25 protein-coding genes are annotated in these 25,970 nt (G+C 55.1%); 8 read left to right on the top strand and 17 right to left on the bottom strand.

What is annotated here, in order from left to right; translation table 11 throughout:
- Positions 1-8 precede the first annotated feature (8 nt).
- Entirely contained in the window at positions 9-1,577 is a 1,569-nt protein-coding gene (locus R0135_RS02040) for a WS/DGAT/MGAT family O-acyltransferase (RefSeq protein ID WP_407348601.1), read from the top strand.
- A gap of 10 nt (positions 1,578-1,587) precedes the next feature.
- Entirely contained in the window at positions 1,588-3,069 is a 1,482-nt protein-coding gene (locus R0135_RS02035; protein ID WP_407348600.1) for a helicase HerA-like domain-containing protein, read from the top strand.
- A 27-nt stretch (positions 3,070-3,096) separates the two neighbouring features.
- Here R0135_RS02035 and R0135_RS02030 read toward each other — a convergent pair whose 3' ends face one another.
- From R0135_RS02030 to R0135_RS02015, 4 genes are all read right to left on the bottom strand, one after another.
- Positions 3,097-4,041, bottom strand: a complete 945-nt coding sequence (locus tag R0135_RS02030) for a DUF808 domain-containing protein (protein WP_407348599.1) — start codon at positions 4,039-4,041, stop codon at positions 3,097-3,099.
- A 4-nt stretch (positions 4,042-4,045) separates the two neighbouring features.
- Entirely contained in the window at positions 4,046-6,190 is a 2,145-nt protein-coding gene (ppk1, locus tag R0135_RS02025; protein ID WP_407348598.1) for a polyphosphate kinase 1, read from the bottom strand.
- Between the two features lie 67 nt (positions 6,191-6,257).
- Positions 6,258-7,130, bottom strand: a complete 873-nt coding sequence (locus R0135_RS02020; RefSeq protein ID WP_407348597.1) for a universal stress protein — start codon at positions 7,128-7,130, stop codon at positions 6,258-6,260.
- Positions 7,131-7,199: 69 nt separating this feature from the next.
- Complete coding sequence (locus R0135_RS02015) at positions 7,200-8,069, bottom strand: alpha/beta fold hydrolase (RefSeq protein WP_407348596.1); 870 nt, start codon at positions 8,067-8,069, stop codon at positions 7,200-7,202.
- 66 nt (positions 8,070-8,135) lie between these two features.
- Here R0135_RS02015 and R0135_RS02010 point away from each other — a divergent pair, with 66 nt between their 5' ends.
- Complete coding sequence (locus tag R0135_RS02010) at positions 8,136-8,846, top strand: hypothetical protein (protein WP_407348595.1); 711 nt, start codon at positions 8,136-8,138, stop codon at positions 8,844-8,846.
- A gap of 28 nt (positions 8,847-8,874) precedes the next feature.
- On the opposite strand, the gene R0135_RS02005 is transcribed toward R0135_RS02010, so the two are convergent.
- From R0135_RS02005 to R0135_RS01980, 6 genes are all read right to left on the bottom strand, one after another.
- Complete coding sequence (locus R0135_RS02005; protein ID WP_407348594.1) at positions 8,875-10,212, bottom strand: alginate export family protein; 1,338 nt, start codon at positions 10,210-10,212, stop codon at positions 8,875-8,877.
- Positions 10,213-10,295: 83 nt separating this feature from the next.
- Entirely contained in the window at positions 10,296-11,105 is an 810-nt protein-coding gene (locus R0135_RS02000; RefSeq protein WP_407349861.1) for an esterase/lipase family protein, read from the bottom strand.
- A 122-nt stretch (positions 11,106-11,227) separates the two neighbouring features.
- Positions 11,228-11,797 carry a PspC domain-containing protein gene (locus R0135_RS01995; RefSeq protein WP_407348593.1) on the bottom strand — a complete coding sequence of 190 codons (570 nt, stop codon included), beginning with the start codon at positions 11,795-11,797 and terminating at the stop codon, positions 11,228-11,230.
- Positions 11,794-12,057: an envelope stress response membrane protein PspB gene (pspB, locus tag R0135_RS01990; RefSeq protein WP_407348592.1), complete on the bottom strand. Its 264-nt coding sequence runs from the start codon at positions 12,055-12,057 to the stop codon at positions 11,794-11,796. Before pspB ends, R0135_RS01995 begins: the two co-directional genes overlap by 4 nt.
- A gap of 67 nt (positions 12,058-12,124) precedes the next feature.
- Positions 12,125-12,811 (bottom strand): phage shock protein PspA, encoded by a 687-nt coding sequence (pspA, locus tag R0135_RS01985; protein ID WP_407348591.1) that lies wholly within the window; start codon positions 12,809-12,811, stop codon positions 12,125-12,127.
- Positions 12,812-12,813: 2 nt separating this feature from the next.
- Positions 12,814-13,011: a hypothetical protein gene (locus tag R0135_RS01980; protein ID WP_407348590.1), complete on the bottom strand. Its 198-nt coding sequence runs from the start codon at positions 13,009-13,011 to the stop codon at positions 12,814-12,816.
- 189 nt (positions 13,012-13,200) lie between these two features.
- Here R0135_RS01980 and pspF point away from each other — a divergent pair, with 189 nt between their 5' ends.
- The gene (gene pspF / locus R0135_RS01975) at positions 13,201-14,277 is read left to right on the top strand and encodes a phage shock protein operon transcriptional activator (RefSeq protein WP_407348589.1); all 1,077 of its coding nucleotides are present in this window, start codon (positions 13,201-13,203) and stop codon (positions 14,275-14,277) included.
- Positions 14,278-14,311: 34 nt separating this feature from the next.
- Here the strand turns inward: pspF and R0135_RS01970 are convergent, their stop codons facing one another.
- On the bottom strand, positions 14,312-14,677 hold the full coding sequence (locus R0135_RS01970) for a VOC family protein (protein WP_407348588.1): 366 nt from the start codon (positions 14,675-14,677) through the stop codon (positions 14,312-14,314).
- 124 nt (positions 14,678-14,801) lie between these two features.
- On the opposite strand from R0135_RS01970, the gene R0135_RS01965 reads away from it, so the two are divergent.
- Positions 14,802-16,259: an NAD-dependent succinate-semialdehyde dehydrogenase gene (locus R0135_RS01965; RefSeq protein WP_407348587.1), complete on the top strand. Its 1,458-nt coding sequence runs from the start codon at positions 14,802-14,804 to the stop codon at positions 16,257-16,259.
- A 39-nt stretch (positions 16,260-16,298) separates the two neighbouring features.
- Here R0135_RS01965 and speB read toward each other — a convergent pair whose 3' ends face one another.
- The 3 genes from speB to R0135_RS01950 are packed head-to-tail and all read right to left on the bottom strand — an operon-like array spanning position 16,299 to position 20,210.
- Positions 16,299-17,252: an agmatinase gene (speB, locus tag R0135_RS01960; protein WP_407348586.1), complete on the bottom strand. Its 954-nt coding sequence runs from the start codon at positions 17,250-17,252 to the stop codon at positions 16,299-16,301.
- A 28-nt stretch (positions 17,253-17,280) separates the two neighbouring features.
- Positions 17,281-18,783 carry a glycerol kinase GlpK gene (gene glpK, locus R0135_RS01955; protein WP_407348585.1) on the bottom strand — a complete coding sequence of 501 codons (1,503 nt, stop codon included), beginning with the start codon at positions 18,781-18,783 and terminating at the stop codon, positions 17,281-17,283.
- Complete coding sequence (locus tag R0135_RS01950) at positions 18,783-20,210, bottom strand: aldehyde dehydrogenase family protein (RefSeq protein ID WP_407348584.1); 1,428 nt, start codon at positions 20,208-20,210, stop codon at positions 18,783-18,785. Before R0135_RS01950 ends, glpK begins: the two co-directional genes overlap by 1 nt.
- Positions 20,211-20,424: 214 nt before the next feature.
- On the opposite strand from R0135_RS01950, the gene R0135_RS01945 reads away from it, so the two are divergent.
- The 3 genes from R0135_RS01945 to R0135_RS01935 all read left to right on the top strand — a co-directional run bounded on the left by R0135_RS01945 (position 20,425) and on the right by R0135_RS01935 (position 23,150).
- Positions 20,425-21,573, top strand: coding sequence for an acyl-CoA dehydrogenase family protein (locus tag R0135_RS01945; RefSeq protein ID WP_407348583.1), 1,149 nt, complete (start codon positions 20,425-20,427; stop codon positions 21,571-21,573).
- A 66-nt stretch (positions 21,574-21,639) separates the two neighbouring features.
- Positions 21,640-22,566 (top strand): NAD(P)H-binding protein, encoded by a 927-nt coding sequence (locus R0135_RS01940; protein ID WP_407348582.1) that lies wholly within the window; start codon positions 21,640-21,642, stop codon positions 22,564-22,566.
- 113 nt (positions 22,567-22,679) lie between these two features.
- Positions 22,680-23,150, top strand: coding sequence for a c-type cytochrome (locus R0135_RS01935; RefSeq protein ID WP_407348581.1), 471 nt, complete (start codon positions 22,680-22,682; stop codon positions 23,148-23,150).
- 74 nt (positions 23,151-23,224) lie between these two features.
- On the opposite strand, the gene R0135_RS01930 is transcribed toward R0135_RS01935, so the two are convergent.
- Genes R0135_RS01930 through R0135_RS01920 form a run of 3 tightly spaced genes read right to left on the bottom strand, consistent with a single transcriptional unit; the run spans position 23,225 to position 25,933 of the window.
- Entirely contained in the window at positions 23,225-23,905 is a 681-nt protein-coding gene (locus R0135_RS01930) for a cytochrome b/b6 domain-containing protein (RefSeq protein ID WP_407348580.1), read from the bottom strand.
- Positions 23,906-23,909: 4 nt separating this feature from the next.
- Positions 23,910-24,617, bottom strand: coding sequence for an NUDIX hydrolase (locus R0135_RS01925; RefSeq protein ID WP_407348579.1), 708 nt, complete (start codon positions 24,615-24,617; stop codon positions 23,910-23,912).
- Positions 24,614-25,933: an amidohydrolase gene (locus R0135_RS01920; protein WP_407348578.1), complete on the bottom strand. Its 1,320-nt coding sequence runs from the start codon at positions 25,931-25,933 to the stop codon at positions 24,614-24,616. Before R0135_RS01920 ends, R0135_RS01925 begins: the two co-directional genes overlap by 4 nt.
- Positions 25,934-25,970 lie beyond the last annotated feature (37 nt).

The raw sequence follows: 25,970 nt of genomic DNA, 5'->3' as shown, positions 1-25,970 counted from the left end.
TAAAAATCATGCGTAGAATCGATCTTACCAGTGCCGGCTTTCTTCTCCTGGAAAAGCGAGAGACTCCAATGCACGTCGGCGGTGTCAACCTGTTTACCTTACCTGATGGCGCGGATGAACAAGAATTCTTAAGCGCGCTTCGAACCCAGCTTCGAGACTGCACGGAATTTCGAAAGCCCTTTGGCGACTACGTGGTAACAGGAAAGACGGGGCTGTTCTGGGAGAAGGACGAACACATCGACATGGACTACCACGTCAGGCACTCCGCGCTCCCCAGTCCCGGGCGTTATCGCGAACTCTTTGCCCTCGCGTCGAGGCTGCACACCACCTTACTGGATCGCACACGACCCTTATGGGAGTTGCACATTATCGAGGGCCTGCAGGATCGCCAGTTCGCGGTGTATAACAAGATTCATCACGCGGCCATCGATGGTGTGGGCGCTATGCACATCACGCAGGCTATGTGCACCGAAGAGCCCAGTGCCCCCCTTGGCTACGCCCCCTACTCCCAGGAAGCCTACGAGGTTTACAAGCAACAGCGCTTTGGAGGTTCCAAGAGTGCGCCGGAACCCAACAAGCGCGACATGCGCAATGTCTTGGAAGCCCTGAAGCAGCAGTACGACTCCAGCATGAATCTGGCAACCGCCATGCGCCGCTTTGGACTGGCATTTGTCGGGCGCAGCGGCAACCTTGCCGTGCCTTGGCACAACGTACCAAAAACCTCAATTAACACTCGCGTGTCCGGTGCCCGGCGCTTCGTCGCCCAGACCTTTGCTTTTGAGCGCGTCAAGAATGTTTGCAAGTCCATGGATGCGACCGTCAACGATGTTGTTCTAGCCATGTGCGCCGGCGCACTGCGTCGATATCTTCTGTCCCGCGACGAGCTCCCCCTGCACTCCCTCAAGGCTATGGCGCCGGTATCTCTACGTGAAGAAGGCGACTTAGATTCCAGTAATGCTATTGGCTTTATAACTGCCGATATGGCTACTAATGTCTACGACCCGGAAAAGCGCCTGCGTACGATTCAGAAATCCATGCGTGCGGGCAAGGACCTGCTAAAGGAGCTCTCACCGGCAGAGGCAGCCCTGTTTATGCAGCTCACGCAGTTGCCTGCACTCCTGACGTCTATTTTAGGCTTGGGCTCAAAGTTCCCCGCTTTTAGCACCGTCGTATCCAATGTGCCGGGACCGCGCAAACCTTTATATTGGAATGGCGCGCGACTGGATGGCATGTATCCGGCGTCCATCGTCTTTGATGGCTTCGCTATGAACATGACGCTGGTGAGCTACCACGACCAACTCGACTTTGGCATTGTGGCCTGCCGGCGTTCCATGCCTCAGATCCAGCGGATCATCGATCACCTTGAGGATGCTCTGGTGGAGTTGGAATTGGTCGCAGGAGTGAGCGGCTCTGGTCGTCGGGCAGGGGACACGCGAAAGACGGCGGCAGCGCCGGCAAAACGCAAGCGCAAAGCGCCAGCAAGCAAAACCAAAGCAAAAGCAAAGCCGAAGGCAAAAGCCAAAACCAAAACCACTGCGCGCAAAACCGCAGTCAAACCTAAACTCGCCAAAAAGTAACAGGTAGCGCATGAGCACAGACCAAGACAGCCCCGGCATTCTTATTGGAGGCTCCGACGCGGGGCAGGTATTTCTTAACCCCAAATATGCGAACCGGCACGGCTTGATCGCTGGCGCCACGGGTACCGGCAAGACCGTAACCTTACAATGCCTCGCTGAAGGATTTGCTGCGCAGGGAGTCCCGGTGTTTCTTGCCGATGTTAAAGGCGACATCTCCGGGCTGAGCCAAGCTGGCAATCCTCATCCAAAAGTGGATGAGCGCGTCACAAAAATTGGCATATCAGACTATGTACAGGAGGCCTACCCAGTCGCTTTCTGGGACTTGTTTGGAAAAAAGGGCACGCCTATCCGCACAACGCTGAGCGAAATGGGCCCGCAGCTCATGTCGCGTCTACTGGACCTGAATGACACCCAGGAAGGCGTACTCACGCTGGTATTCCAGTTCGCGGACGATAATGGCCTGCTCATGCTCGACCTGGCTGACCTTCGCACAACGCTCCAGCATTTGGCCGACAACCGTCAGACCCTGGGAACCAACTACCGCGTTTCTGCTGCCTCGGTAAACGCCATTCTTCGGCGCCTGCTCATGCTCGAGCGCGAGGGCGGCAAACATTTCTTTGGGGAGCCTGCATTGGAGCTTGGCGATCTCATGCAGCGCACTCGCGATGGTCGGGGCGTAATCAATGTTCTTGCGGCCGACACTCTCATCCGCAGTCCCAGGGTGTACAGCACATTCTTGCTTTGGTTGCTCTCTGAATTATTCGAGCAAATGCCCGAGGTCGGTGATCCGGACAAACCAGAACTGGTGTTCTTCTTTGACGAGGCCCACCTGCTGTTTCAGGACGCGCCAAAGGTCCTACTACAAACTATCGAGCAAGTAGTACGACTCATTCGCTCCAAAGGTGTGGGGATCTATTTCGTCACTCAAAGCCCTGCTGACATTCCCGATAGCGTTTTGGGTCAACTGGGAAATCGCGTCCAGCATGCATTACGGGCATATACCCCTAAGGAACAAAAGGCGGTGAGAGTGGCGGCTCAAAGCTTCCGTGCGAATCCTGCACTGGATACGGAAACTGTGATCAGTGAGCTTGGAGTCGGCGAAGCGCTCGTCTCAACGCTGCAAAAAAAGGGTGTTCCTTCAATGGTTCAGCGGACGCTTATCAGGCCGCCCTCCTCCCGAATGGGCAAGGCAACTATGGCAGAGCGCACCGAAGTCTTAAAGAACGACCCCAACGGACGGCGCTACGCTAACGGTATTGACCGAGAGAGTGCCCACGAGCAACTTCTGGCGCGAGCAACAGCACAGCAGGCAGATCGAGACGAAAAGGAGCTCAAAAAGCGCGAGAAAACTGCACAAAAACGCAGTGGGCGGAAGACCCAAAGTAGCAGCGACGCTTTTGTCAAAAGCATGGCCCGCAGCCTTGGCTCCGCCGCAGGGCGCTCGTTAGGTCAAAAGCTTTTTCGCGGCATACTCGGCTCATTGCTGCGATAGACAGACGTGCCCCAGTAGCGTTTCTGGCTAGGTCGACTTAAACGGTCTCAGTACAACGCTTAGCAGCAGTAGAACAATGGCCCCGGCCAATACACCAAGGCTCGCTGAAAACACCTGGGGGGCCAGCGCAGTAACCACTGCGTTATCCCCCAAACCCTGCTGACTTATGCGCAGAAATTGCTCAGCAAGGTGATGGAGCTGTGCAATGCCATGCACCAAAATACCGCCCCCAACTAAAAACATTGCAGCGGTACCCACAACGGTTAGTACGCGCATCAAACGCGGCGCAAGCGCTAACAGCCCCCGGCCCGTCCCTCGCAGTAAAGCACCTAACGGCCCCTCGCGTTCGCTTTGCACCCAGTACAAGCCCAAGTCATCTATTTTCACAATGGCTGCAACCAGGCCATAGACGCCCAAGGTCATCAACAAGGCAATGCTACCCAACACGCTTGCACGAACAATCAGACTTGCGTCGCCAACAATCCCCAAGGTAATAACAATGATCTCTGCGGAAAGAATAAAGTCCGTGCGAATAGCTCCCTTGATGCGCTTTTTTTCCAGCTTCAAGGGGTCGGTCGCTGGATCTTCAAGCTTGCGGCGCAGATCTTCCTGTTCTTTATGCCGCTCTTCTGCGCTGTGGCTAAAGTGGTGCCAGAGCTTTTCAAAGCCCTCGTAGCAAAGAAACAAGCCGCCTGCGATGAGTAAGGGAGTGATCAACCACCCAGCAACCGCTGCAATCACGATAGCCGCCGGCACTAACATAGCTTTGTTCAGTAATGAGCCCTTGAACACCGCATAAACCACCGGTAATTCCCGGTCTGCGGCTACACCGGTTACCTTCTCGGCGTTCACGGCCAGATCATCGCCAAGTACCCCGGCGGTCTTACGTGCAGCAACTTTCGTCATCACCGATACGTCATCAAGTAGCACGGCAATGTCATCGAGTAATGCGAGCAGGCTAGCGCCAGCCATAAAATTAGTCCTTTTTACCCTTCTTGCGCTGCTTAGCCGGCAAGAGCATATTTGAGCGAGGAATTCGCGGCTTCTTCCCGGTGCTCAAATAGTTATGAATAGACTCCTGTGAGCGAATCATCGCCGACTTCCCTGTTCGCTCAACGGCCACATTATTCTGCTCTCTATCAAGGATCCGTGCCTTCACATTGTCATGCCACTGCATATCCAGAATATCCTGAATCATCACCCGCGCGTCGGGGTCGTATACAGGACATAAAACCTCCACACGGTAATCGAGGTTTCGCGTCATCAAATCCGCAGACCCAATGTAATAACGTGGCTTTCCTGCGTTGTAAAAAACGTAGACCCGAGGATGCTCAAGATAGCGATCCACGATACTGATCGCCTCAATGTTTTCTGATATGCCGTTCACACCGGGCTGAAGCGAGCACATGCCGCGGATAATAAGACGGATCTCTACTCCCGCATCGCTGGCTTCATAGAGTTTCATCGCCAGCTCGCGATCGACCAGATTGTTACACTTGAGCGTCATGGCCGCACGCAAGCCCTTGCGCGCATTGGCGATCTCGGCATCGATCATCTGCTCGAGTCCCGGCCTGGAACTGTGGGGAGATACCAGCAAATGCTTGTACTGGGGACGACGATAGTTGTACTGCAAAAAATCAAACACATCGTAGACTTCACGCCCCAAGTCCTGGTCATAGGTCATGAGAGAAAAATCTGTATATAAGCGTGCCGTCTTTTCGTTGAAATTACCGGAGCCTACGTGAGTGTAAAATCGCTGATGCCCGTCTTCGCGACGCTGAATCAGCAATAACTTACTGTGTACCTTAAGGCCGGGAACCCCAAACTTAACCTCAATACCCCCCTCTGTAAGACGCTGCGCCCAATGAATATTGGCCTGCTCATCAAAGCGTGCGGCCAGCTCAACCACCGCAAGCACGCGCTTGCCGTTGTGCACCGCGTTGAGCAGCGCATCGACTACTCGCGACTCCGTTGCTACGCGGTACAAACAGATTTTTATACTGTCGACATCAGGGTCAACTGCAGCGGTTTTCAGTAAATCAATAAGATAGTCAAAGGAATGATAGGGGTAGTACAGCAAAACATCTTTTGCACGAATCGCCGACAAAATGTTGTCTGCCTCGTCAATGCAAGAAACAGGAACTCTGGGCAGAGGACGCAGCTCAAGGTACCGCGGCCCTACACTGGGAAAGGCCATAAAATCTTTGGAGTTGTGATACCGACCGCCGGGGATCAGGCTGTCGTACTTCCCAAGAGAAAACTTGGAGGCCAGAAAATCCAGCAAAGACGCGGGCATCTGTGCGTCATAAACAAAACGCACCGCATCAGCTTTCTGTCGCTGTTTGAGGCTGCTGGCCATTTTCTCGATCAGGCTCTCCATAATGCCGACGTCGAGCTCTAATTCAGCGTCCCGGGAGAATTTAAAACAGTAGGCGCTGGCCGAGTCGATGGGCAGCACACCGCGAAACATCTGTGGCAGGCAGGCGCGAATGACATTATCCAATGCAATGTAAACGCGCCCACCTTTACCCTTACGCCGGGGTATTTCGACAAACCGATTCATGCGATCTGTAGGGACTTCCACCACGGCAACGCGCTGTTTTTTCTTGGCGATTATCTCAACGGCGAGATATAGACATTCGTCATTGAGAACCGGAATCGGTGAGCCCTCTGCAAACAAAATAGGGTCGAGCTCGGGTAAGACCGTCTTGGTAAAATAGTCCTGCACAAATTCTGCCTGATTAGGCTCAAGCTGCCGCTCATTAATCATGTAGATTCTGCGCGCCTGAAGCGCTTTCATGACCGAGGCATAGACGCCTTCAAAGTCATGTTGCTGAGACACCACCTCCGCCTGAATTGCAGCAAGAAGTTCCTTGGCGCTCTGACGGGTACTTCCGCTGGACACCGAGATAATGCGACGTACCTCTGCCACTCGCACACGAAAAAACTCATCCAGGTTGTTCGAGAAAATGCCCAGATATCGCAGTCGCTGAATCTCAGGAGCTTTTTCGTCCGCCGCCTCCTGTAAAACCCGGGCGTTAAACGACAGCCAGCTCAGCTCTCGGGGAACAAAGAGGCTATCGTCCAGATCCGCCAGTCGTGTTTTGATTGGACTGCTCATGACGTCCCAGTATCCCTTAGTCGCTTAGAACCAAACTCAGCTGCTATTTCACCTGCCCGGTGTCGAATCAGGACTCGGGCTTTATTGCCAGTACGTCTGTGTGGAGATCCTGAAGTACCGTCTCTGCAGTGTTGCCGATCAATTTTGCGCTGAGCCCCTGACGCGCGACCGTTCCCATGACCACTATCTGTGCCCGCGCTTTGGCGGCCTGGGACGTTATAACCTTAGCCACCGGACCCCGCTTGGTGATGAAGGCCTTCTCAGGTATGTCGTGCTCTTTGGCCAGTGCCTTAAGGTGCGGCAACATTTCTTGGCGATGCTTTTTGGTATAGCTAATAGGATCCACAAGATCCAGATCTGCCAGCACTGACGGTATGTCGATGGCGGACATGATCTTCAACTCCACACCCAAAGCCTCTGCAAGAGCCTTGGCAGCACCCAGCACACGAGAGTTCAGCTGCTGTTTACTGCGCTTACGCGTACCCAAATCCAAAGCCGCCATCACGGGCCGCGTGCGACTCCACTTTTTCTCCGCAACCATCAGCACCGGCACCGGGCATTCCCGCAAAACATGCCAATCTGTAGAGGTGTATCCCAAACTACCCGTGCTATGGCTGGTCTTCACAACCGCGGCAAACTGACTGCTGCTACGTTTTACAATCCAGGGATGCACGATTTTCATCCACACGACTTTTAAGGCAACTTTTTGACCGCCTGTTGCGAAAGCGTCGATGCGCTCAGCCAACTGTTCACGACGCTTATCAAGCAACTGCTGTCGCACCGCAGCTTGTGCGTCCTTACCCCCCTCGATTTGATTCAGCGGTGCATATACGAAGGCAACCACCTCTGCGTCATAGCCAAGCTTTGCAGCCAGCTCCAAGCCTCGAGAAGTAGCAACGCAGGACTTGCCTTTGTCTGCAACAATTAGAATTTTGCCCATATCATCTCTCCGCGTGTCGTCCCCTAGATTATAGAGGCTGATTGTTACCGCGAAAGGGCCGGCCCGAAATTAATCGGCAAAAACATACTTTATTGCTGCATGGGCCGTGGCTTGTGGTGTCTCCAGAGGAAACAAATGCCCTCCGGGAATCTCGAGAAAGCGTGCCTGGGGTTGCCAGTGCTGCCAGCGCGCCCATATTTCGGGTCTCAAAGTGTCACTGTCTTGTCCACGCATTGCCAGTGTAGGCACCCGCATACGCTTCATCAGTGGCCGGGCACTCGGTGCGCTTCCATACACCGCGGCTTCCCAGGCGCCAGAATATCGAAGCTGCACTCCTCCACCAGGCGCGGGGGCTTTGCTGGCAAGCACGTAGTGCGATAGAGCGTCGTCGCTGAGCCCTTTGAACGCACGCTTGCCACGGTAAAACTCAAATGCAGCTGCATGGCTTTCAAAGTGTTCCGGCCGGGAGAGCGCTCGCCGCAGCATCGGCATTTGCTGTCGTTTCTTTTCCGACATCAGCCGCGCGGCGATAACAAAGCGGTCGGGAAGAAACACAGGGTCAAGTAAAATCAGTCCGGCAATTTTCTCCGGCCGCTGCCTGGCAGCGAGCGCAGCAATAACGCCTCCCATGCTATGCCCCATTAACCAAACGGGCTGCGAATACCGGCCCTCCATGGCACTGAGCAAATCATCGACAAACAGCTGCCACCTCAATCGGCGCGGCGGCTCCCGACCACCCCACAGGGGGCGGTGCTCTAAGGCGTCTATCTCGAAATGGTCTTCAAGGTGCATAAACAACTCGCGATAACTTCCCGGGGGATAACCATTCGCGTGTGCAAACAACAACGGCGCACCTTGGCCACCGATTTTTTCTAATACCCGATCCACCATGGAGCTCCACAATTCACCGGTGCCTAGCGTAGTCGAAGCACAGGACATGCAACAGCCCACTAAAGCCTCTGTTATGCTTCGCATATGGACAATGAGCATACAGAAAGAAGGGGCTTGGACTGGCGCATCCTGTTTGGACTGACAGTCACAACGCTTTGGATGAGCACCGGGATTTACTACGTTACCCGCGTCGTGGGTTGGACAGAATTTCAATCTCTGCCCACCGCTGATATTGGTAGTTTTTTTGAGGGTGCTTTCGCGCCCCTGGCCTTTTTATGGCTGGTGATTGGGCATTTCATGCAGCAAAAAGAGATCACCGCAAATACCCGCGCCACAAGTATGCAAGAACAAAGCACCCGTCGTCTGGAGCTGCATTCCCGGCGCGATTCCTACTTTAAGTTACTGGGCCTGGTGCAGGAGCAGTTAGGCAGTATCGCCGGCTTTCACTATCTCTCCGTCTTTGGACCCACTGGCAACGGTGAGGTATCGCTTGAGGAATTTGGCACCTTGCGCTCTGAGGCGAGTACCGGCGACCACTCTCTGTTTATACGCCGCATGATCGGCGCAGCCGCCAGCAATAGCGATGATGACGAATTCCTGAAAGATATGCTGTATGGCACCCAGATACGCGCGCGGCACAGTGACAATTTTAAACGCACCTTTGGACGGCTCTTGGAAGCGGCAGAATCAGTAGACACGGATGAGATGCTCCGCGAGGCCCTCCTCCAGGGTTCCGCCGCTGGACTCTACTACCGCATCATCCGACATGTCGCCGGCGAGGAAGAGATGAACCCCATATCAGGGGCGCGCGACGGCGCGTCGTAAGAGCAACAACACACGGCTATTCGAAACTTTAGTAGCGCCAGTTCAGCTGCGCAAACACGTATTCAGTATTATCTACGTTGGGAGGATTCAAAGGAGCGCCCCCCTCCCCCTTAAAGTAAGCTCCCTTATCCAGGTACGCAGCACCTAGCTCCAGAGAATACGGGGAATCAGCTGGTTTCCAGCGCCAACGCAATTCCCATTGACGCCCGATATCATCACCCGATACTCCGGTAGTATCTCGTCGAAAGCCAGTCACAAAGAAGTCCCGGGAGCTATCCAGGCTCAACCAGCGATGGGAGAGCAGCCATGTTTGACGCTGCGTAGCCTGCCAGCTTAGACGGAGCTGAGGGGATCGAATATTGCTGCGAATTGCGGCGCCGAAAATACCGCTGGGCCCAAGCTCAAACGCACGAGCGCCATATAGACGGTCGAACCGCTCATTGCGTCCATCAAAAGGGTCTCGATCGCCAGTAGCGTGGTCATAAGCCACGCTGAAGTTTACGTCGGAACCAAGGTCTATTCCTAAGTGTATGTGTGTAAACCAGGCTCGATGATCCAGTAGATCAGCCTTTGGGGCCAAAATTCCTGCCAATGACTCGCCCCACTGATAAGCCGCTTCCGCCTCCATATCCAGTCCCGCGCGTCGCCAGCTTAAACGCGAGCCAAGCGTCCACAGCTTCCGGTCAGCAACCGGCCGGCTCCCCTGTTCGCTGAGCTGACTGCGAAACACATAAGCTGCCAGCGTCGAGTTGGCCTTGGGATATTGATAGTCGTAGCTCGCCCCCCAGAAACGCTCTCCTCGACCTGCCTTGTCCAGCTTAAACTCGTTACCTCGAAGAGAGTCTCGGTCCAGAGCATCAGGCCGTCGCTGCAAAGGCATTGTGTAAAACAAATCGGTAGTGGCGTTGGCCGACGTACGTCTTAGATGCACACCCTGAAACGCATTACTGGTATTGCGAAAATTGTTGCGTGCCAGCAAACGTCGACTGCCGTAATCAAGTGTCATTCGTCCCGCAGTAAGCGACACCGCGGAGCTTGAATTCACTTGCCAGGTCTTTCGAAACTTTGCATTAATGGTCTCCAGCGTGTTGACGTCATCGGTACCTATAGGTGAAAGGGTCTTATCTCCCCAGGCACGGCTATCCTGGACCTCAAACTCAGCACTCCAGGAAGACGCCTGATAACGCAGGCCCAGCTGGCTGCGAGAAAATTGCAGATGGTCCTGCTGTGGAGCCAACAACCGAAAAGAATGCGCGAGGTACTCGGTGCGCAGCCGAACGTCTGCGCTAAAAAACCAGCCCTTATCTTCGCCGGGCTCTGATTCCGCAGCTGATCGCTGACTCGGTATAGTCAGACTTACGGGCACAAGGAAGCTCAGCAACAGGCACAAGTACTTTCGCATAAATAGAAAAACAGGCTACGAGTTCAGGGGAGTTGTGCGTTGCCGCGTCATCCGTGCTTAGGCACCAGCACCCTGGCAACTCCGCTCACACTAAACGGCTTCCAATTGTCTATGGATTGTCGCAGGCGGTCAGCGATCAAATACCAGACGGCGGGATTTAAGGTCATCCCGCAATGGCTTCCGCGGACTTGGATGTTTTGAGTGCTGGCGTGAGCAAAATCGAGGTTTTGAAAAGCCGTTCGCCAATTAACGATGCCATCTCCTTTGGAATAGACAGCCGTAGTGGGAACAGGCGGCGCTCGATGCAAGTCGTCCAGCGCTACAGGCAAATCGTCCGTGGGATTCAGCGCCTCAAATAGTCGCGCAGGGTACGACGCACTGTGACGCCCACGTCCGAAGGGACTCCCCAACGTGATTACCTGGCGAACCGTTGACGGATCTTCCCGAGCGAGCTCCCGGGCAAAAATACCTCCCAGACTATGCCCTACCAGCGATAGGGGCTCACCGTACCGGTCACGGAGCATGGCGACGCGCTCCATGAGGGTCTCCAGAGCATTGCCCCGGGGCCCAAGGTTGCGACCCTGCCCCCAACCATGGACTTTGTAGCCAAGACCAGCGAGAAAACGCCTCAGCGAAGCGTTGTAGGCGTCAGATCCCAAAAAGCCCGGGAGCACCATGACCGGATGCCCGTCTCCCGGCTCAAGATTTTCTAAGAGGCGTCTCACCGATGCCAGCGAGGCCACCTCGAGCACTACGCGCTGGGGCTCGGTGAGAGCCAACCAGGCTGCAGGTGGTGGCAGGTAATGCGGGTCAACACCATCGGTGCCGGGCATAACTACGTCGCCGAACATGGCCATACGACTCACACCCACTACCTCCTCCCCAGCGCCAAGCCCAGATGCTCATCGCTACATAATTACGCGTGGTGCAGAGGATACTCCGAGGAGGCCCGGGGGCAAACCCCGCCGCAATGGCGGACTCAGAGTTTCGAGAACTCCTTGTTGAGCTTATAGCGGCGGGATGTCACATAAGTCTCCATGTCCTCGACCCGCCGAAGTGCCGAATCCAGACGCTCTCGGGCCCGCGCCAGACGAATACTTGCGCTATCGCTATAACGAAACATTCGCTTCGGGCGATAGTCGTGAAAGCGCTCGTCATATTCCATCTCGGGACCGAAGGCCTCCTCATTTGCAGATGCCGCTGCTGCTGATGACGCTTGCTCAGCCTCGCGTCTGCGCCGACGACCACTGCGGTCATCAGGTCGTGGGCTAAGCATCAGGCAAGCTGCGACATAGGCCCAGATTGCCAGGGTGCCGGTAAACAGAAACGCGCCGATAAACACCAAACGTACCACCCAATCGGCAACATCCCAGTAATCCGCAATTCCCGCGGCTACTCCGCAGATTTTGCCATCGCGGCGGTTACGGTACAGACCCATCCCCCACCCATGACGCTTGCGCTCCTGGTAATAACGAAATTGCTCGCTGCCGCGACGACGCCCGCGACGGCTGCGACGTCGATGGTGGCTTTCATCCGAATAGTCGCTCATGAGCTTCTCCTTGTACTACTATTGTGATTCTCCTGATCTCGCCAGTCACTGTGATCAGAGTCCAGGATCGACTCCAGCGCCGCAATGCGCTCCGTCAGACGATCCACAGTGACGAGAATCTGTTCAACGTTCTCACGATCCTCTTCATTCAAGCCACGACTCGATCGGTTAAGACTTCGGTAGTGCAGCACTATCCACGTCGGGGCAACAATCGTCATAAACAGGATAGTGGGCACGAAAAGTAATTCGTAAAGTTCCATCTATGGCTCTCCGCCTCAGAAGATCATGCTCCCATCGTGCACTATTGCACCGGGGAGCGGAATGGGTTCAGGCGTCCTTAGACGACTCGCCGCCACCCAATTCTGCTTTCAAGCGATCCAACTCTGCCGTGATTTTCTCATCTTGCTCCAGAGCGTTGATTTCAGCCGCCAGGGATGGCGCTACATCCTTACCAATATCCATGACTTCAAGCTGACTTTCGAGATTATCCATACGCCGCTCAAAATGCTCAAAGCGACCAAAGGCCTGATCAAGGGCATCGCGATTCACCTGACGCTTCACCTTGATTCTCGACTCTACCGTCTGCGTACGCATCACCAATGCCTTTTTCTTGGCCTTAGCATCGTTGAGCTTCGCCTGAAGCTTGCCTATTTCATCGTTAAGCTGGGCAATATGCTCGTCAGTGGCTGCAAGCTCGGTACTGACTGCTTCGAGTTCTTCCTCGATCTCGCGCTTTTCCTGCAATGCGGCTCTGGCAAGGTCCTCACGCCCCTTACTAATCGCAAGCTTGGCTTTGCGCTCCCAGGACTCGGCTTCTACCTGTAATTGCTCCACACGCCGGGTAGCAGCCTTACGGTCAGCAAGCACTCTCGCCGACGAGCTACGAACCTCTACCAGCGTATCTTCCATTTCCTGAATGATCAGTCGAATCAGCTTTTCAGGATCCTCTGCCTGGTCCAGCAATGCACTGATGTTCGAGTTAATAATGTCGCTCATTCGCGAAAAAATACCCATGGTTACTCTCCTTGCGAGTTGCTTGGGTTGTCGACCCGGGAGTGCGATACATCCCCCGGAGCTGAGATCAAGTTAACGGCTTCGACAACAAGTACGACCTGAAATAAGGTGATCAGTGCAGGTGACGGTCCGGTCACTGCAGCGATCCCGCAAGCAACCACTGCTAACGCGAGATAAATCGTTAAGCGGTCGGGTTCCATGCGTTACTCCTTGTTGTGTTTTACTGATGTACAACAATCCAATTAACGGGCCAGTAATAACTTAAATAGTTATAAAACAGTAATTTAACTTAAAATCCTAATGTGTATTATTAAGTCAATGACAAAATATTAGGCGAAATAAACCCATTAAACTGGTTAATTCCACCACACAATTAGTATTATCAACCAATGAATCGACAGCCTGACAATATGCTCGGGGAGTCTAATGCTTTAACAACAGCGTTAGACCACCTCTCGCAGCTCGCGACAATCCAGCGACCGGTGCTTGTATTAGGTGAACGCGGCACAGGAAAAGAACTCGCAGCGGAGCGACTTCACTTCCTGTCCAGTCGCTGGGACGCGCCTTTTATAAAGGTTAACTGTGCAGCGATGGCCGAGACACTGCTCGAAAGCGAGCTTTTCGGACACGAGGTAGGCGCATTCACGGGTGCCTCGCGCTTGCATGTGGGGCGCTTTGAGCGTGCTGAAGGCGGAACTTTACTCCTTGACGAGATAGGGACCATGTCCCCGCGCCTTCAGGAAAAGCTTTTGAGGCTCATAGAATACGGAGAATACGAGCGCGTTGGCGGCCAACGAACACTCCGCGTGGACGTCAGGGTTATCGGCTCTACCAACGCCGACCTGCGATCCATGGCTGATACGCAGACATTCCGTGCCGACCTGCTCGACCGCTTAAGCTTCGATGTCGTCCACATGCCTGCACTACGTCATCGTGACGATGACGTCATGCTTCTGGCACGCCATTTTGCGGTACAGATGAGCGCAGAGTTGACCTGGGATCAGTTCCCGGGATTTGCCCCAGCCGCACTGCTGCAACTGCGGGAATATCACTGGCCCGGCAACGTGCGCGAGCTGAAGAATGTCGTGGAACGCTCCCTACACCGTTGGGGCGCCCCGGAGACGGCTGTGGCGACACTGGTAATCGACCCCTTTAAAAGCCCCTGGAGCGACGCTCATTCACCGTCAGCCACAGCACCGGATCCACAGAAGGACGGGCAAGCCACCATCCATAACGATGTGCATCCCGCCCATACGACGCCTCGAACCTCATCCAACGAACCAGAGAATCCACAAGGCCTTCGTGACAGTGTCGATGCTTATGAAAAAACACTACTTATTGCCTCTCTGGAGCAACACGCGCTCAATCAGCGAAGAACGGCGGAGGCACTGGGCTTAAGTTATGATCAGCTTCGCGGCCTGGTGCGCAAACACCAGCTGCAGCCAAATAAAAGGGGTCGGGCTTAAGTTCGCACGACAGTGACCAAAGTAGCGCCACAGATCACTGCGGCTCCCACAACTCGATAGGATTCCCCTCGGGGTCGTACAGTCTGGCAAAGCGTCCGTTGGGATATAGCTGAGGATCCACTTTCACCTCCACACCCGCATCGCCTAACTGTGCCACCATCTTGTCGAGATCTCTGACACGGAAGTTAATCATCCAGACCTTTTTTGCATTACCAAAATAGTCTGTTTCTTTGTCAAATGGCGCGAACACCGTAGGCCCTGACTCCTGCATCCAGGGCTGCTGCTCATAATCGCTCGGAACCACAGACACGCCCAAATGCTTCTCGTACCACACGGCGAGCTCCTTTGAGCTGTCCGCACGAAAGAACAAACCGCCTATACCCGTGACCTTCTCCGTCATGCTTACTGCCTCCTGCGCCCTGTGTCGTGAAAGCCTAAAAATAAAGACCGTGCAACGTTTCCTAATGCCGCCGGTCCTTGTAACGTACGCGACCTGAAGTCGTGAAACAACAAAGGAGTTACGCATGACACTTCCGCTATCGGACATGTCCCTTCTGCGCACTGAGGCCTACATAAACGGACAATGGGTCGCTGCAGATGACGGCAAAACTTTACCCATCCTGAATCCGGCGACGGGTGCTGAGATAGTCAGCATTGCCAGCGTCGGCGCCGGGGAAACTCGCCGTGCCATAGAGGCGGCGGGCAGCGCTATGGATAGCTGGAAGCGCTTACCCGCAAAAACCCGCGCCCAAATTTTGCGCAAGTGGTTCGAGTTAATAATGTCCCACCAGGAAGATCTCGCCATTCTCATGACAGCCGAACAGGGCAAGCCACTGGCTGAGTCTCGAGGTGAGGTTGCCTACGGTGCCGCCTACGTAGAGTGGTTTGGCGAAGAAGCCAAGCGCCTCTATGGAGACGTAATACCGGGTCCTGGCGAAGACAAGCGTATCGTGTGTATAAAGCAACCAGTGGGAGTCGTAGCGGCGATCACCCCCTGGAACTTCCCCATTGCCATGATCACGCGCAAAGCAGCCCCGGCTCTCGCAGCGGGATGCACAATCGTGATTAAACCGGCGAGTGAAACGCCGCTTTGCGCGCTAGCCCTGGCAGAACTCGCACAACGCGCCGGTATTCCCGCCGGAGTTCTGAACGTTGTTGCCGGCTCTGCGAGAGAAATCGGCGGCGAACTTACAGCCAACCCCATAGTGCGAAAGCTGACCTTCACCGGATCAACCCCCATCGGCAAAGTGCTGGAAGCTCAGTGCGCGGATACGATGAAGAAAACATCCATGGAGCTCGGGGGTAATGCACCATTCATTGTCTTTGACGATGCAGATCTGGATTCCGCGGTAGCCGGAGCCATGATCTCCAAATACCGTAATGCGGGGCAAACCTGTGTCTGTTCCAATCGAATTTTTGTACAAAGCAGCGTCTATGACGCCTTTGTCGATAAGCTGGTAGCCAAAGCTGGTGAACTGTCGGTGGGTGACGGCATGCAGGATGGCGTTGCGCTGGGTCCCTTGGTGAACGCTAAAGCGGCGAGCGATGTTCACGAATTGGTGGCGGCATCGGTAGCCAGTGGCGCCAAGGTCGCCTTAGGCGGTGCCCCGCACGCATTAGGCGGCTGTTTCTATCAGCCAACGGTACTCACCGAGGTCGATAGCACCATGGCCGTGTTCCGCAATGAAATTTTTGGCCCTGTTGCCCCCATCATTCGCTTCGACACTGAAGAAGAAGTCATCGCGATGGCAAACGACACAGAATTTGGGTTGGCTTCTTACTTCTATACTCGGGATATCGGGCGAGTCTGGCGCGTTGGGGAAGCGCTGGAATACGGGATTGTAGGGATTAATGAGGGCATTATTTCTAACGAGATGGCGCCCTTTGGTGGTGTCAAGGAATCGGGGTCCGGACGCGAGGGATCGCGCTATGGCATGGATGACTACGTCGAAATCAAGTACATGCTTATGGGAGGCCTGTAAACGAGGACTTAGCGGAGCTATTTAGCGCCATGGCGGGACTCAGTCCCGCCGCTGGCAACCAGGGAAACTACATAGCATTTCGAACATCAGGTTCGCGGCCAACAAGGCCGTGTTTCCGCTTGTGTCATAGGGCGGTGAAACCTCAACGAGATCAGCACCCACAAGGTTCGTGCCGAACGCGCCGCGAATAATCTCCAGACTCTGAGAGGTCATCAGGCCAGCCGGTTCCGGAGTTCCAGTGCCCGGCGCAACTGATGGATCGAGCCCATCAATATCAAAGCTTAAATACACCGGGTGATCGCTGCCAATTTGTTCTCGCACTTCGGCCATCAGTGGATCAAGGGATTTGTACCAGCACTCTTCCGCCGAGACGACTCGTACACCCCTTTGCCGCGCCCAGTCAAAATCATCGGCTGCGTAGCCTGTCGCTCTGAGTCCGATCTGAACCATTTTCGTCGGATCGATGAGCCCCTCTTCAATAGCGCGACGAAAAATCGTGCCGTGGGTAATCGACTCACCAAACATGTGGTCATTCATGTCCGCGTGTGCATCTACATGTACCACCGCCAGAGGTCCGTGAACCTTTGCCTGCGCTCGCAGGATGGGCAAGGTAATCGTGTGATCGCCGCCCATGGCCAATGTTTTTGCGCCACTGGCTAAGACCCCGTCAAAGTGACTCTCAATAATGCCTATGGATTTTTCGAGGTTATAGGTATTCAGAGCAACGTCACCGGTATCTGCAACCTGAAACGAATCAAAGGGCGCCGCTTTTGTAGCCATGCCGTAGGGACGCACCAACACTGACTCTGCGCGTATTTGCCGGGGACCGTAGCGCGAGCCCGCACGGTTGCTTGTGCCGCAATCCAATGGCACCCCAACTATGGCAACATCCAACCCCTCTGCAGACAACTGCACAGGAAGACGGAACATACTCGCAATGCCACCAAAGCGCGGCATTTCATTGCCGGAAAGGGGCTGATTAAATTCGCTCACGCACTACTCGCTTCTTTGATGATTGGCTTTAATCCGGGATTGCCTTGACCAGAGTTTGATCGACGGCGGCCTGCCAGCTCTGCATCCTTTGGCGACGCTTCGCGGCCGAGATATCGACACTAAATTCCCGCTCCGGCTGCCAGATTCGTTTAATCTGCGCCGTATTACTCCACAAGCCCACACCGATTCCGGCGAGATAGCTCGCTCCGGCTACAGTTGTCTCGGTTATGCGTGGACGTACCAGCTTGCGGCCGAGATAGTCGGCCTGAATCTGCATCAAGAGATCGTTCGCCGCCGCGCCACCATCAACTCGCAACGGTCGCATACGCTTACCGAGGTCCGCTTCCATACAACGCAGGATATCCACGTTCTGCAAGGCCATAGCATCGAGAGTTGCCCGGGCAATATGACCACGGTCACTGCCTCGGGTAATCCCGGTAATCAAACCCCGCGCATCCGGCGCCCAATGCGGCGCACCAAGCCCCGTCAGTGCCGGAACAAACTCTACCCCACCATGATCTGGAACACTCGCAGCCAAGGCTTCAATATCAGGGGCACGCTTGATGAGCTTCAATCCATCGCGCAACCACTGTACCGCTGCGCCGCAGACAAAAGCGCCCCCCTCCAGCGCATACACCGGATCTTGCTTGTCCAATTGCCAGCCGATTGTGGTTAACAATCCGGATTTAGAGAGAATACGCTCACTGCCGGTATTCATAACGATAAATGAGCCGGTGCCATAGGTGCATTTTGCGTCACCCGCTGAGAAGCAAGCCTGGCCAAAGAGTGCCGCTTGCTGATCTCCCGCAATCCCTGCAATAGGAATTCCGTCGGGAAGACCACGCACCCCCCGGGTGTGCCCCAGCACACCACTGCTCGGGCGTATCTCAGGGAGTATGCCTTCTGGCACCTCAAACAGACGCAACAGCTCTGGATCCCAGCGCAGGTTCTTGAGGTTCATCAAGGAAGTTCGAGCTGCGTTGCTGACATCGGTAGCGTGCTGCTCGCCCGAGGTCAGGCGCCAGAGCAAAAAACTATCCACGGTTCCCGCGGCGAGCGCACCTGCCTTCAACGCACGTTTCGCAGCGGGCACTTCTCGCAACAGCCACCTGAATTTGCTGGCACTAAAATAGGGATCCAGAACCAAACCGCTACGCTCGCGTACTAAATCTTCATGTCCCTTAGCCCGCAGAGTCTCGCAAAAATCGGCGGTACGCCGGCATTGCCAGACAATGGCGTTGTGCAAGACCTCCCCGCTGCGTCGATCCCAAACTACCGAGGTCTCTCGCTGATTGGTAATGCCGATGGCCGCAATGTCGGAAGGCTTGCAGAGCTTTTTGCGCAGCAAGCGCGACAGCGCCTTCTGTACAGAGGACCAGATGGCCTCTGGCTCATGTTCTACCCAGCCAGGCTTGGGGAAAATCTGCGGGAACTCGACATTAACGCTTGCACAGAGTTGACCCTGCGAATCGACCAGGGCGACGGTACTACCTGTCGTGCCCTGGTCGATCGCAAGAATGAAGTCAGCCATCAGGCCGCAAAGCCCTCCATGGCCTTGATTTCGAGATAATCCGTGAAGCCATGCTCACCCCACTCACGACCATTTCCTGACTGCTTATAGCCGCCGAAGGGCACTTCATAGCCGCCGGAGGCACCATTGATGTGGATGTTTCCAGCTCGAATGCGCCGCCCCACGCTCCGAGCATGCTCAATGTCACCACTTTGAACGTAGCCCGCTAATCCGTAGGGCGTATCGTTGGCCATGGCAATCGCCTCTTCCTCAGTCTCGTAAGGGAGAATCGCAAGAACCGGACCAAAGATTTCTTCTCGGGCAATGGTCATATCGTTAGTCACACCGGAGAATACCGTTGGCTTAACGAAGTAGCCGGCCGTCAAACCATCCGGGCGGCCAACACCGCCAGCCACCAAGGTCGCTCCTTCATCAATCCCAGCCTGAATCAATCCCTGGATTTTGTTGAACTGTACCTCAGAGACCACCGGGCCAACCTGAGTATTTGCGTCTGCCGGATCGCCTACGACAACCGCGTCCGCAACGCCTTTGGCAATTGCTTCCACTTCAGCCAGTCGTGCCGCCGGCACAAACATCCGCGATGGTGCGTTGCAGGACTGTCCACTGTTGACGAACATGCTCATCACGCCGCGAGAAACGGCTTCCTGAAAATCCGCATCATCAAGAACAATATTCGGTGACTTGCCGCCGAGTTCCTGTGTTACGCGCTTTACCGTTGGCGCTGCGTTCATCGCAACCTGCGTGCCCGCCCGGGTTGAACCGGTAAATGACATCATATCTACATCGGGGTGCTTGGACAGCGCGGCTCCAACCGTTGGGCCGTCTCCATTGACCATGTTGAACACACCCGCTGGTACGCCCGCCTCGTGCATTATTTCCGCCCAAATCTGTGCAGACAGTGGCGCAATCTCACTGGGCTTGAGAACGATGGTGCAGCCCACCGCCAAAGCCGGGGCAACCTTGCAGGCGATCTGGTTAACCGGCCAATTCCACGGGGTAATCATGCCGCAAACGCCAATGGGCTCTTTGATAACGCGGTGCTGCCCCAGATCTTCTTCAAACTCATAATCACGCAGCACGTCCAGAGCCTGCTGCAGGTGACCCAAACCGGTGTGCGCCTGAGCGGTTTCGGCCAGGCCTTTGGGCGCGCCCATTTCAGTGCGGATAGCTTCTGCCATATCCTGGTAGCGAGACTGGTACACCTCAATACAGCGCTCGAGCAAGGCGATACGCTCTTCACGACTACTGTAGCCGTAGGTCTCGAACGCCGCTTTCGCTGCTGCCACAGCACGATCAACGTCGGCCTCAGAGCCCAGAGAAATTCGCGCACAAACGGTTTCATGTGCTGGATCGATGACATCAAAGGGCTTGGGAACGACTGGGTCAACCCACTCGCCATTGATGTAAAACTGCAGATACTCTTGCATACGACATACTCCGTTATTGTAGTTACATAGAAATTCCGAGAACGGAGTTTAGCACCGCAGCATCATAGGGAAAGTACCTCTTCAGGGTGGCCTTTCCAATGCCCCGGCCGAGTGCACGCATCGGCGCCCCGCCGGAGCCTTCCTTGCACACACCGGGGGTATCCACCACAATGTGCGTCCTTCAAATGACCACAAAAAATCGGGGACTCAGAGCATGAATATGGACATCGGTAACGATGAGATGACCCTCTTCCGCGATATGGCGCGACGCGCCTTTGAGCAGGAAATCGGACCTCATTTTGAATCTTGGGAAGAGGATCACTTGGTCCCCCGAGAGTTCTGGAACACCATGGGCGCAGCGGGGCTCCTGTGTCCCGATGTAGACGAAGCCTACGGCGGTGCTGGTACCGCGCCCCATGTGACGCTCATGCTCATCGAAGAACTCTCTCGCATGGGCTTTGGCGGCATCGCTACAGGCTATGGAATTCATTCGAATATCGTTGCGCCCTACATCAGCCGACATGGTACTGACGAGCAGAAGCAACAGTGGCTCCCAAGGATGGTCAGTGGCGACGCGTTTGGCGCTCTCGCCATGACCGAGCCCGGCGCAGGGTCCGACGTGCAGGGAATACGCACCAGCGCAGTTCGCGACGGTGACGAGTGGATACTCAACGGATCAAAAATCTTCATCACCAATGGCATCCACGCGGACATCGTTGTAGTGGCGGCAATTACCGATCCGGGAAAAGGCGCCAAGGGTACGTCGCTGTTCCTGGTAGACACGACACTTGCAGGATTTGAAAAGAGCCGCAAGATCGAGAAAATTGGGCAGCACACCTCCGACACAGCGCAGCTGTTTTTTCAGGATGTAAGACTCCCGGCCAACGCCCTCCTAGGTGAAGAAAATCGCGGTTTTGTCATCATGATGGAAGAGTTGCCTCGGGAGCGTCTGGGAATTGCGGCACAAGCCGTGGGCGCTGCAGAAGGCGCACTGGAGATCACCGTTGACTATGTGAAGGAACGCAAAGCCTTTGGCCAAAGTATCGGTGAGTTCCAGAATACGCGATTCAAACTTGCAGATGTGAAGACACAAATCGGATTGAATCGGGCACTCTACGAGCAGTGCGCTGACGAATACGCGCAGGGCGCTTTGACCGCCGATAAAGCTGCGATGCTCAAACTCGCTTCCTGTGAAATGCAGTGCAGCACTATCGATGATTGTCTGCAATTGTTCGGAGGCTACGGTTATACAGTGGAGTACCCGATTTCACGCTTTTACACCGACGCACGTATTCAGCGCATCTACGGGGGCTCCTCGGAGATCATGCGGGAGTTGGTCGCCCGCACAATGCTGGGGCGCTGAAGCCTGAAGCAAACTGTACTTCTCGCCGGCGCTACCGGCTATATCGGCTCCCGGGTAGCCCGGGAGTTGCTTGAACACGGCTTTACTTTAATTTGCCCGGTTCGAGATCCAAAAAGCAGCGCTGCTCAGACTCTCAGTCACTACGCGGCCACCGTGGCCCCTGGCAGACTCTCTGTAGTTACCGCTAAGCTTGACGATGAACGCGCGTTAACGAAAGTACTAAAGCCATTTCGAGCCGATTCGCTGGTCTCCTGTATAGCCAGCCGAAGTGGCGGCATCGCCGATAGCGAAGCGGTAGAGTATCGGGCTAATCACAATCTGCTGAGATGGGCTTCCAGCACCCAGGTCAAACACTTCACCTTGCTGTCCGCGATCTGCGTTCAAAAACCACGACTGGCTTTTCAGTTCGCCAAGCTGCGGTTTGAGACTGAACTTGCCGCCTCTGGCCTGTCTTACACAAGTGTAAGAGCAACCGCCTTTTTTAAGTCGCTCAGTGGCCAGCTTCAGCGGGTCAAACGTGGCAAACCATTTTTGATGTTTGGCGATGGCCTACTGACACGCTGCAAACCCATTGCTGAATCTGACCTTGCCCATTTCATTCGTCTAAGCCTGGAATCACCAGAGCTAAGGGGCGTGCAGGCCATTGGCGGCCCCGGACCAGAGATAACGCCATTGGGGCAAGCGCAGCTTTTGGCGCGACTCACCCAACAGCCGCTGCGCACCCAAAGCGTCAGCCCCAAGCTGTTGGTAGCCGCCGCCTCCGCGCTGTCAGTACCCGGTCGAATATCAGCAAGAATCGCTGATAAAGCCGAGTTCGCACGCATCGGACACTACTACGCCACAGAATCCATGCTCCTGTGGAATGGAGATCGGCAAGCCTACGATGCCGCCGCGACTCCCGAATTCGGCAGCATCACTTTGGAAGAGAGCTACCGCGCTCAGCTGGCAGGAACCGATAAGCAGAGTCTGGGCCAACAGGCCGTGTTTCGCTGACACGCAGCGAAACGCTAACGATGCCGCCAGCCTCCTCGCTTGCAGAAGCGCTCATATTCAGGTTCTATTGATAACCATTGTGTTTCGTACTGACATCACACAGGAGAAGTCGTATGTCGAAGAAGCTGCTTGCCACAGGTTTAGCTGTGCTCACTCTTGGTAGTGCCCCCATGGCGCTGTCCCACTTGGTTAAAGACGAAGCGATGCAGTCCTATCGCCAATCCTACTTCACACTTATAGCCATGAACTTTGGTCCTATGACCGCCATGGTAAAAGGTGATATGCCCTGGGACGACGCAAAAATGCTAGCTCTCGCTGAGGATTTTGCAGCAGTAGCCAGTGTGGATGTCGCCCGGGCTTTCGGCCCCGGATCGGACAAAGGCACAACGCGCGCCAAGCCTGAAATATGGGAAAACACCGAGGATTTCCTTGAGAAGTATGCGGCGCTCCAAACTGCTTCAAAAGGGCTTTTAGCTGCGGCACAAAGCGGCGACAGAGCGGCCATCGGTGGCGCAATCAAAGAAACCGGTGGTGCCTGCAAAGCCTGTCATGACGAATACAAGGCGAAGGACTATCTGTACTAGTAGTGCAGTAGTAAGCTAAACGCACTGTCACTCGCCCTCGCTTCGCGGGGCCGTTCGAGTCGCTGGCTAAGGCCTCACCAGAAATAATCAGTCGGCGGTGCTGGAGCCATTTCCAGCAGCGCAAAGAGCATCCCCGAAAGTAAAACCGCCACGATCAGCGCTTTGTAAGCGGGTTGAGCGGGGCCAGTGCCATAGCGCCCGTCGGTCTTTCCGTAAATCATAGGGCGTAACAATCGTTGACCTTTGCGGCGTTCGTAAAAAATCACCGACAGTACATGCAGGGCCACAAAACCTAATAGCACGTTGAAGATAGGCTCGTGCAGCGCCGCAAAAAAATCGCTAATGCTGCTGTCAAACACGTAGTAAAACGGCCCGGTAAACAAAACATCATCCGAGTTCACAGTACCTGTTAGAGCCTGCGCCAAAAGCAGCGCCCAAAGAATCACCGCCGACCAGCCCCCGGCCGGGTTGTGCCCCGGTGTATTGCTGGGAGTACCTCGAAAATAAGCCAGCACGGCTTTGGGGCCCCGCAGAAAGTCTCGAAATCGAGACTGAGGAGATCCAATGAATCCCCAGCATAGACGCGTCAGAACAGCGGCCAGCAAGGTTAACCCCAGGTACTGGTGAATGTCCTGATAGCCTTCTTCTGCGGTCCACCAACTTGCCGGCAGAAGGAGCAAAATCAGCCAGTGGATCACCCGCACAGGAAGATCCCAAAGCGGGTGTTTATGCTCTTGTGTAGATACGCTGGGCACGAGCTTAGTCCTGCGGAAACAAGGGTGGTTCACTCACCCCTTCGTATTCATAATGCCAACAAGCGTCACAAAGGTACGCCCGGTGACGAGGCCCCTCCTCCTGCATATTACCGGTCTCGTAGGCCACATCGCCGGGGTAAAGTGTGGCAAAACCGCCCTCGCCCTCCGTGGGTACCATTAAAGGCAAGACGCGAGGGCAAGGTGTTTCTCGCTCCCCAGCCAGTGCTGAAGACGCCGTGTCATAACGCGCAACTGCACACAGCGTGATGTAGGTCGGCGGCATCATAGGAAGCTGCCCTGCCCGGTGCTGGACCAGTGCGTCAGCAACCCCAATCCACTGGAAGTCGTGTATCTCACTACCATCAATAATGACTTCGGAATCCGGGGCCACTTCCCCTGCGAAAATCCAGGTTGAAAAGCGCTTGCGCTCCCCTACGGGGGTGGTCCAATGGCTGATTAACACCATGGCGGCCGGATCAGGAGAGACGCCTGCCTCTTCCTCGGCTTCCCGGGCCGCGGCATACCGTGCAGCTTCGTCGGGATCTTCGCCTCCAAGGGCGCGGTCCGCATCATCAACTGCACCACCGGGAAACACCCAAAAGCCACCGGCAAATGCCAGTGCGCGATTGCGGCGCACCATTAAGACTTCGAGGCCTGCCTCGCCATCGCGAAGTAGAACTACCGTGCTGGCGGGTCTAACGGCAACAGTCACTTACCCATCAACTCCAGTAAGCCGACAACGGTAGCCTCGACACCGAGCGTTACGGCGGGCTCTGGAGCTATTTTGAAGAGCGGAGAATGGTGAGAAGGCACCGGCTCGCCGCCGGCGGCTTGCACCGCAAAGGCCTCCGGAGGGGTACCACCTACCGCAAAATAGGTGCTGGGGATATACGGATCCGTAGTAAAGAACGGAAAATCCTCAGAGCCCATGCTCTTACGCTTCTCCTCCCACAGAATGTCGTCACCGAAGCGTTGCTGCCAAACGGTACGCAGACGCTGAGTCACGCCAAGATCATTTGCGGTAACAGGCACCGACTCATCAGAAACAATCACCTCCGGCAGTTTATCCTCGGGCAAACCTGCCACCCGCCCCATATTCACCGCAACGCGACGAATACCATCGAGCAGCAGTTCCCTTGTTGCCGGGTCATCATTTCGAACGGTGAGTTTTAGATGCGCGCGGTCAGAAATAATATTGTTCTTTGTGCCGGCGTGAAATGCGCCGACCGTGATGACTCCCGCATCTCGTGGTGGCAGCGTGCGACTCACAACGGTTTGCAAGGCCAGCACAATTTGTGAACCCAGCACCACCGGGTCTACGCCGGTATGCGGTGCGGCCCCGTGAGCCCCAACACCATGCACGATGATTTCAACGGTATCACCGCCGGAATACGCAGCGCCCATTGCCGCAGAGAGCTTGCCCGTGGGAATCGCAGAGGTGACGTGGAACGCCATCGCCATATCAGGTTGGCCAAAACGCTGCCACAGATCGTCTTCCATCATAGCTTCGGCGCCGGAAATACGCTCCTCGGCGGGCTGTCCGATGAGCATCAAGGTGCCAGACCAATCATCCCGCCGCGCCATCATCTGTCGCGCGGTGCCCACCAAACTCGTGATGTGCACATCGTGACCACAGGCGTGCATGACAAAAACCTCGTTGCCGTCAGGATCAATTTGCTTCGCTTTGGACGCGTAGTCCAGGCCTGTTTTCTCTTCCACGGGAAGACCATCCATGTCCGCACGCATCATAACCAGCGGCCCCGGCCCGTTCTCGAGTATGGCGACAAGCCCTGTCCCACCAACACCCTCGGTAACCTCAAAACCCGTGTCTCGTAATTCTGCAGCAAGACGCGCCGCAGTTTTGTTTTCCATGAAAGACAGTTCAGGGTTTTGGTGGAAATAAACAAAAAGCTCGCCAAGATGACTGTCGTAGTCGTCAGCGATCGATTGACTGAGTGAATCTGCCAAGAGCGCAGGGGAACACAGAAAGCTCAATGCCAAAGGCAAAGCCAGGAGTTGTCGCTTCATAAAAGTTACTCGCATTAATTAAACATTATCATCAAAG

The organism is Congregibacter variabilis, assembly GCF_045689235.1.
Taxonomy (GTDB): domain Bacteria; phylum Pseudomonadota; class Gammaproteobacteria; order Pseudomonadales; family Halieaceae; genus Congregibacter; species Congregibacter variabilis.
This window is presented reverse-complemented; position numbering and strand designations above follow the sequence as displayed.

Excerpts from the sequence above, each read along its gene's own strand:
- R0135_RS02015 (WP_407348596.1), bottom strand. The coding sequence starts at position 8,069 with ATGTCCTGTGCTTCGACTACGCTAGGCACCGGTGAATTGTGGAGCTCC.
- R0135_RS01950 (WP_407348584.1), bottom strand. The coding sequence starts at position 20,210 with ATGCAAGAGTATCTGCAGTTTTACATCAATGGCGAGTGGGTTGACCCA.
- R0135_RS02030 (WP_407348599.1), bottom strand. The coding sequence starts at position 4,041 with ATGGCTGGCGCTAGCCTGCTCGCATTACTCGATGACATTGCCGTGCTA.
- R0135_RS01980 (WP_407348590.1), bottom strand. The coding sequence starts at position 13,011 with ATGGAACCCGACCGCTTAACGATTTATCTCGCGTTAGCAGTGGTTGCT.
- ppk1 (WP_407348598.1), bottom strand. The coding sequence starts at position 6,190 with ATGAGCAGTCCAATCAAAACACGACTGGCGGATCTGGACGATAGCCTC.
- R0135_RS01945 (WP_407348583.1), top strand. The coding sequence starts at position 20,425 with ATGAATATGGACATCGGTAACGATGAGATGACCCTCTTCCGCGATATG.
- R0135_RS01920 (WP_407348578.1), bottom strand. The coding sequence starts at position 25,933 with ATGAAGCGACAACTCCTGGCTTTGCCTTTGGCATTGAGCTTTCTGTGT.
- glpK (WP_407348585.1), bottom strand. The coding sequence starts at position 18,783 with ATGGCTGACTTCATTCTTGCGATCGACCAGGGCACGACAGGTAGTACC.
- R0135_RS01970 (WP_407348588.1), bottom strand. The coding sequence starts at position 14,677 with ATGACGGAGAAGGTCACGGGTATAGGCGGTTTGTTCTTTCGTGCGGAC.
- R0135_RS02040 (WP_407348601.1), top strand. The coding sequence starts at position 9 with ATGCGTAGAATCGATCTTACCAGTGCCGGCTTTCTTCTCCTGGAAAAG.
- pspB (WP_407348592.1), bottom strand. The coding sequence starts at position 12,057 with ATGGAACTTTACGAATTACTTTTCGTGCCCACTATCCTGTTTATGACG.
- R0135_RS02020 (WP_407348597.1), bottom strand. The coding sequence starts at position 7,130 with ATGGGCAAAATTCTAATTGTTGCAGACAAAGGCAAGTCCTGCGTTGCT.
- R0135_RS01995 (WP_407348593.1), bottom strand. The coding sequence starts at position 11,797 with ATGAGCGACTATTCGGATGAAAGCCACCATCGACGTCGCAGCCGTCGC.
- R0135_RS02000 (WP_407349861.1), bottom strand. The coding sequence starts at position 11,105 with ATGGCCATGTTCGGCGACGTAGTTATGCCCGGCACCGATGGTGTTGAC.
- R0135_RS01935 (WP_407348581.1), top strand. The coding sequence starts at position 22,680 with ATGTCGAAGAAGCTGCTTGCCACAGGTTTAGCTGTGCTCACTCTTGGT.
- R0135_RS01965 (WP_407348587.1), top strand. The coding sequence starts at position 14,802 with ATGACACTTCCGCTATCGGACATGTCCCTTCTGCGCACTGAGGCCTAC.
- R0135_RS02035 (WP_407348600.1), top strand. The coding sequence starts at position 1,588 with ATGAGCACAGACCAAGACAGCCCCGGCATTCTTATTGGAGGCTCCGAC.
- pspF (WP_407348589.1), top strand. The coding sequence starts at position 13,201 with ATGAATCGACAGCCTGACAATATGCTCGGGGAGTCTAATGCTTTAACA.
- pspA (WP_407348591.1), bottom strand. The coding sequence starts at position 12,811 with ATGGGTATTTTTTCGCGAATGAGCGACATTATTAACTCGAACATCAGT.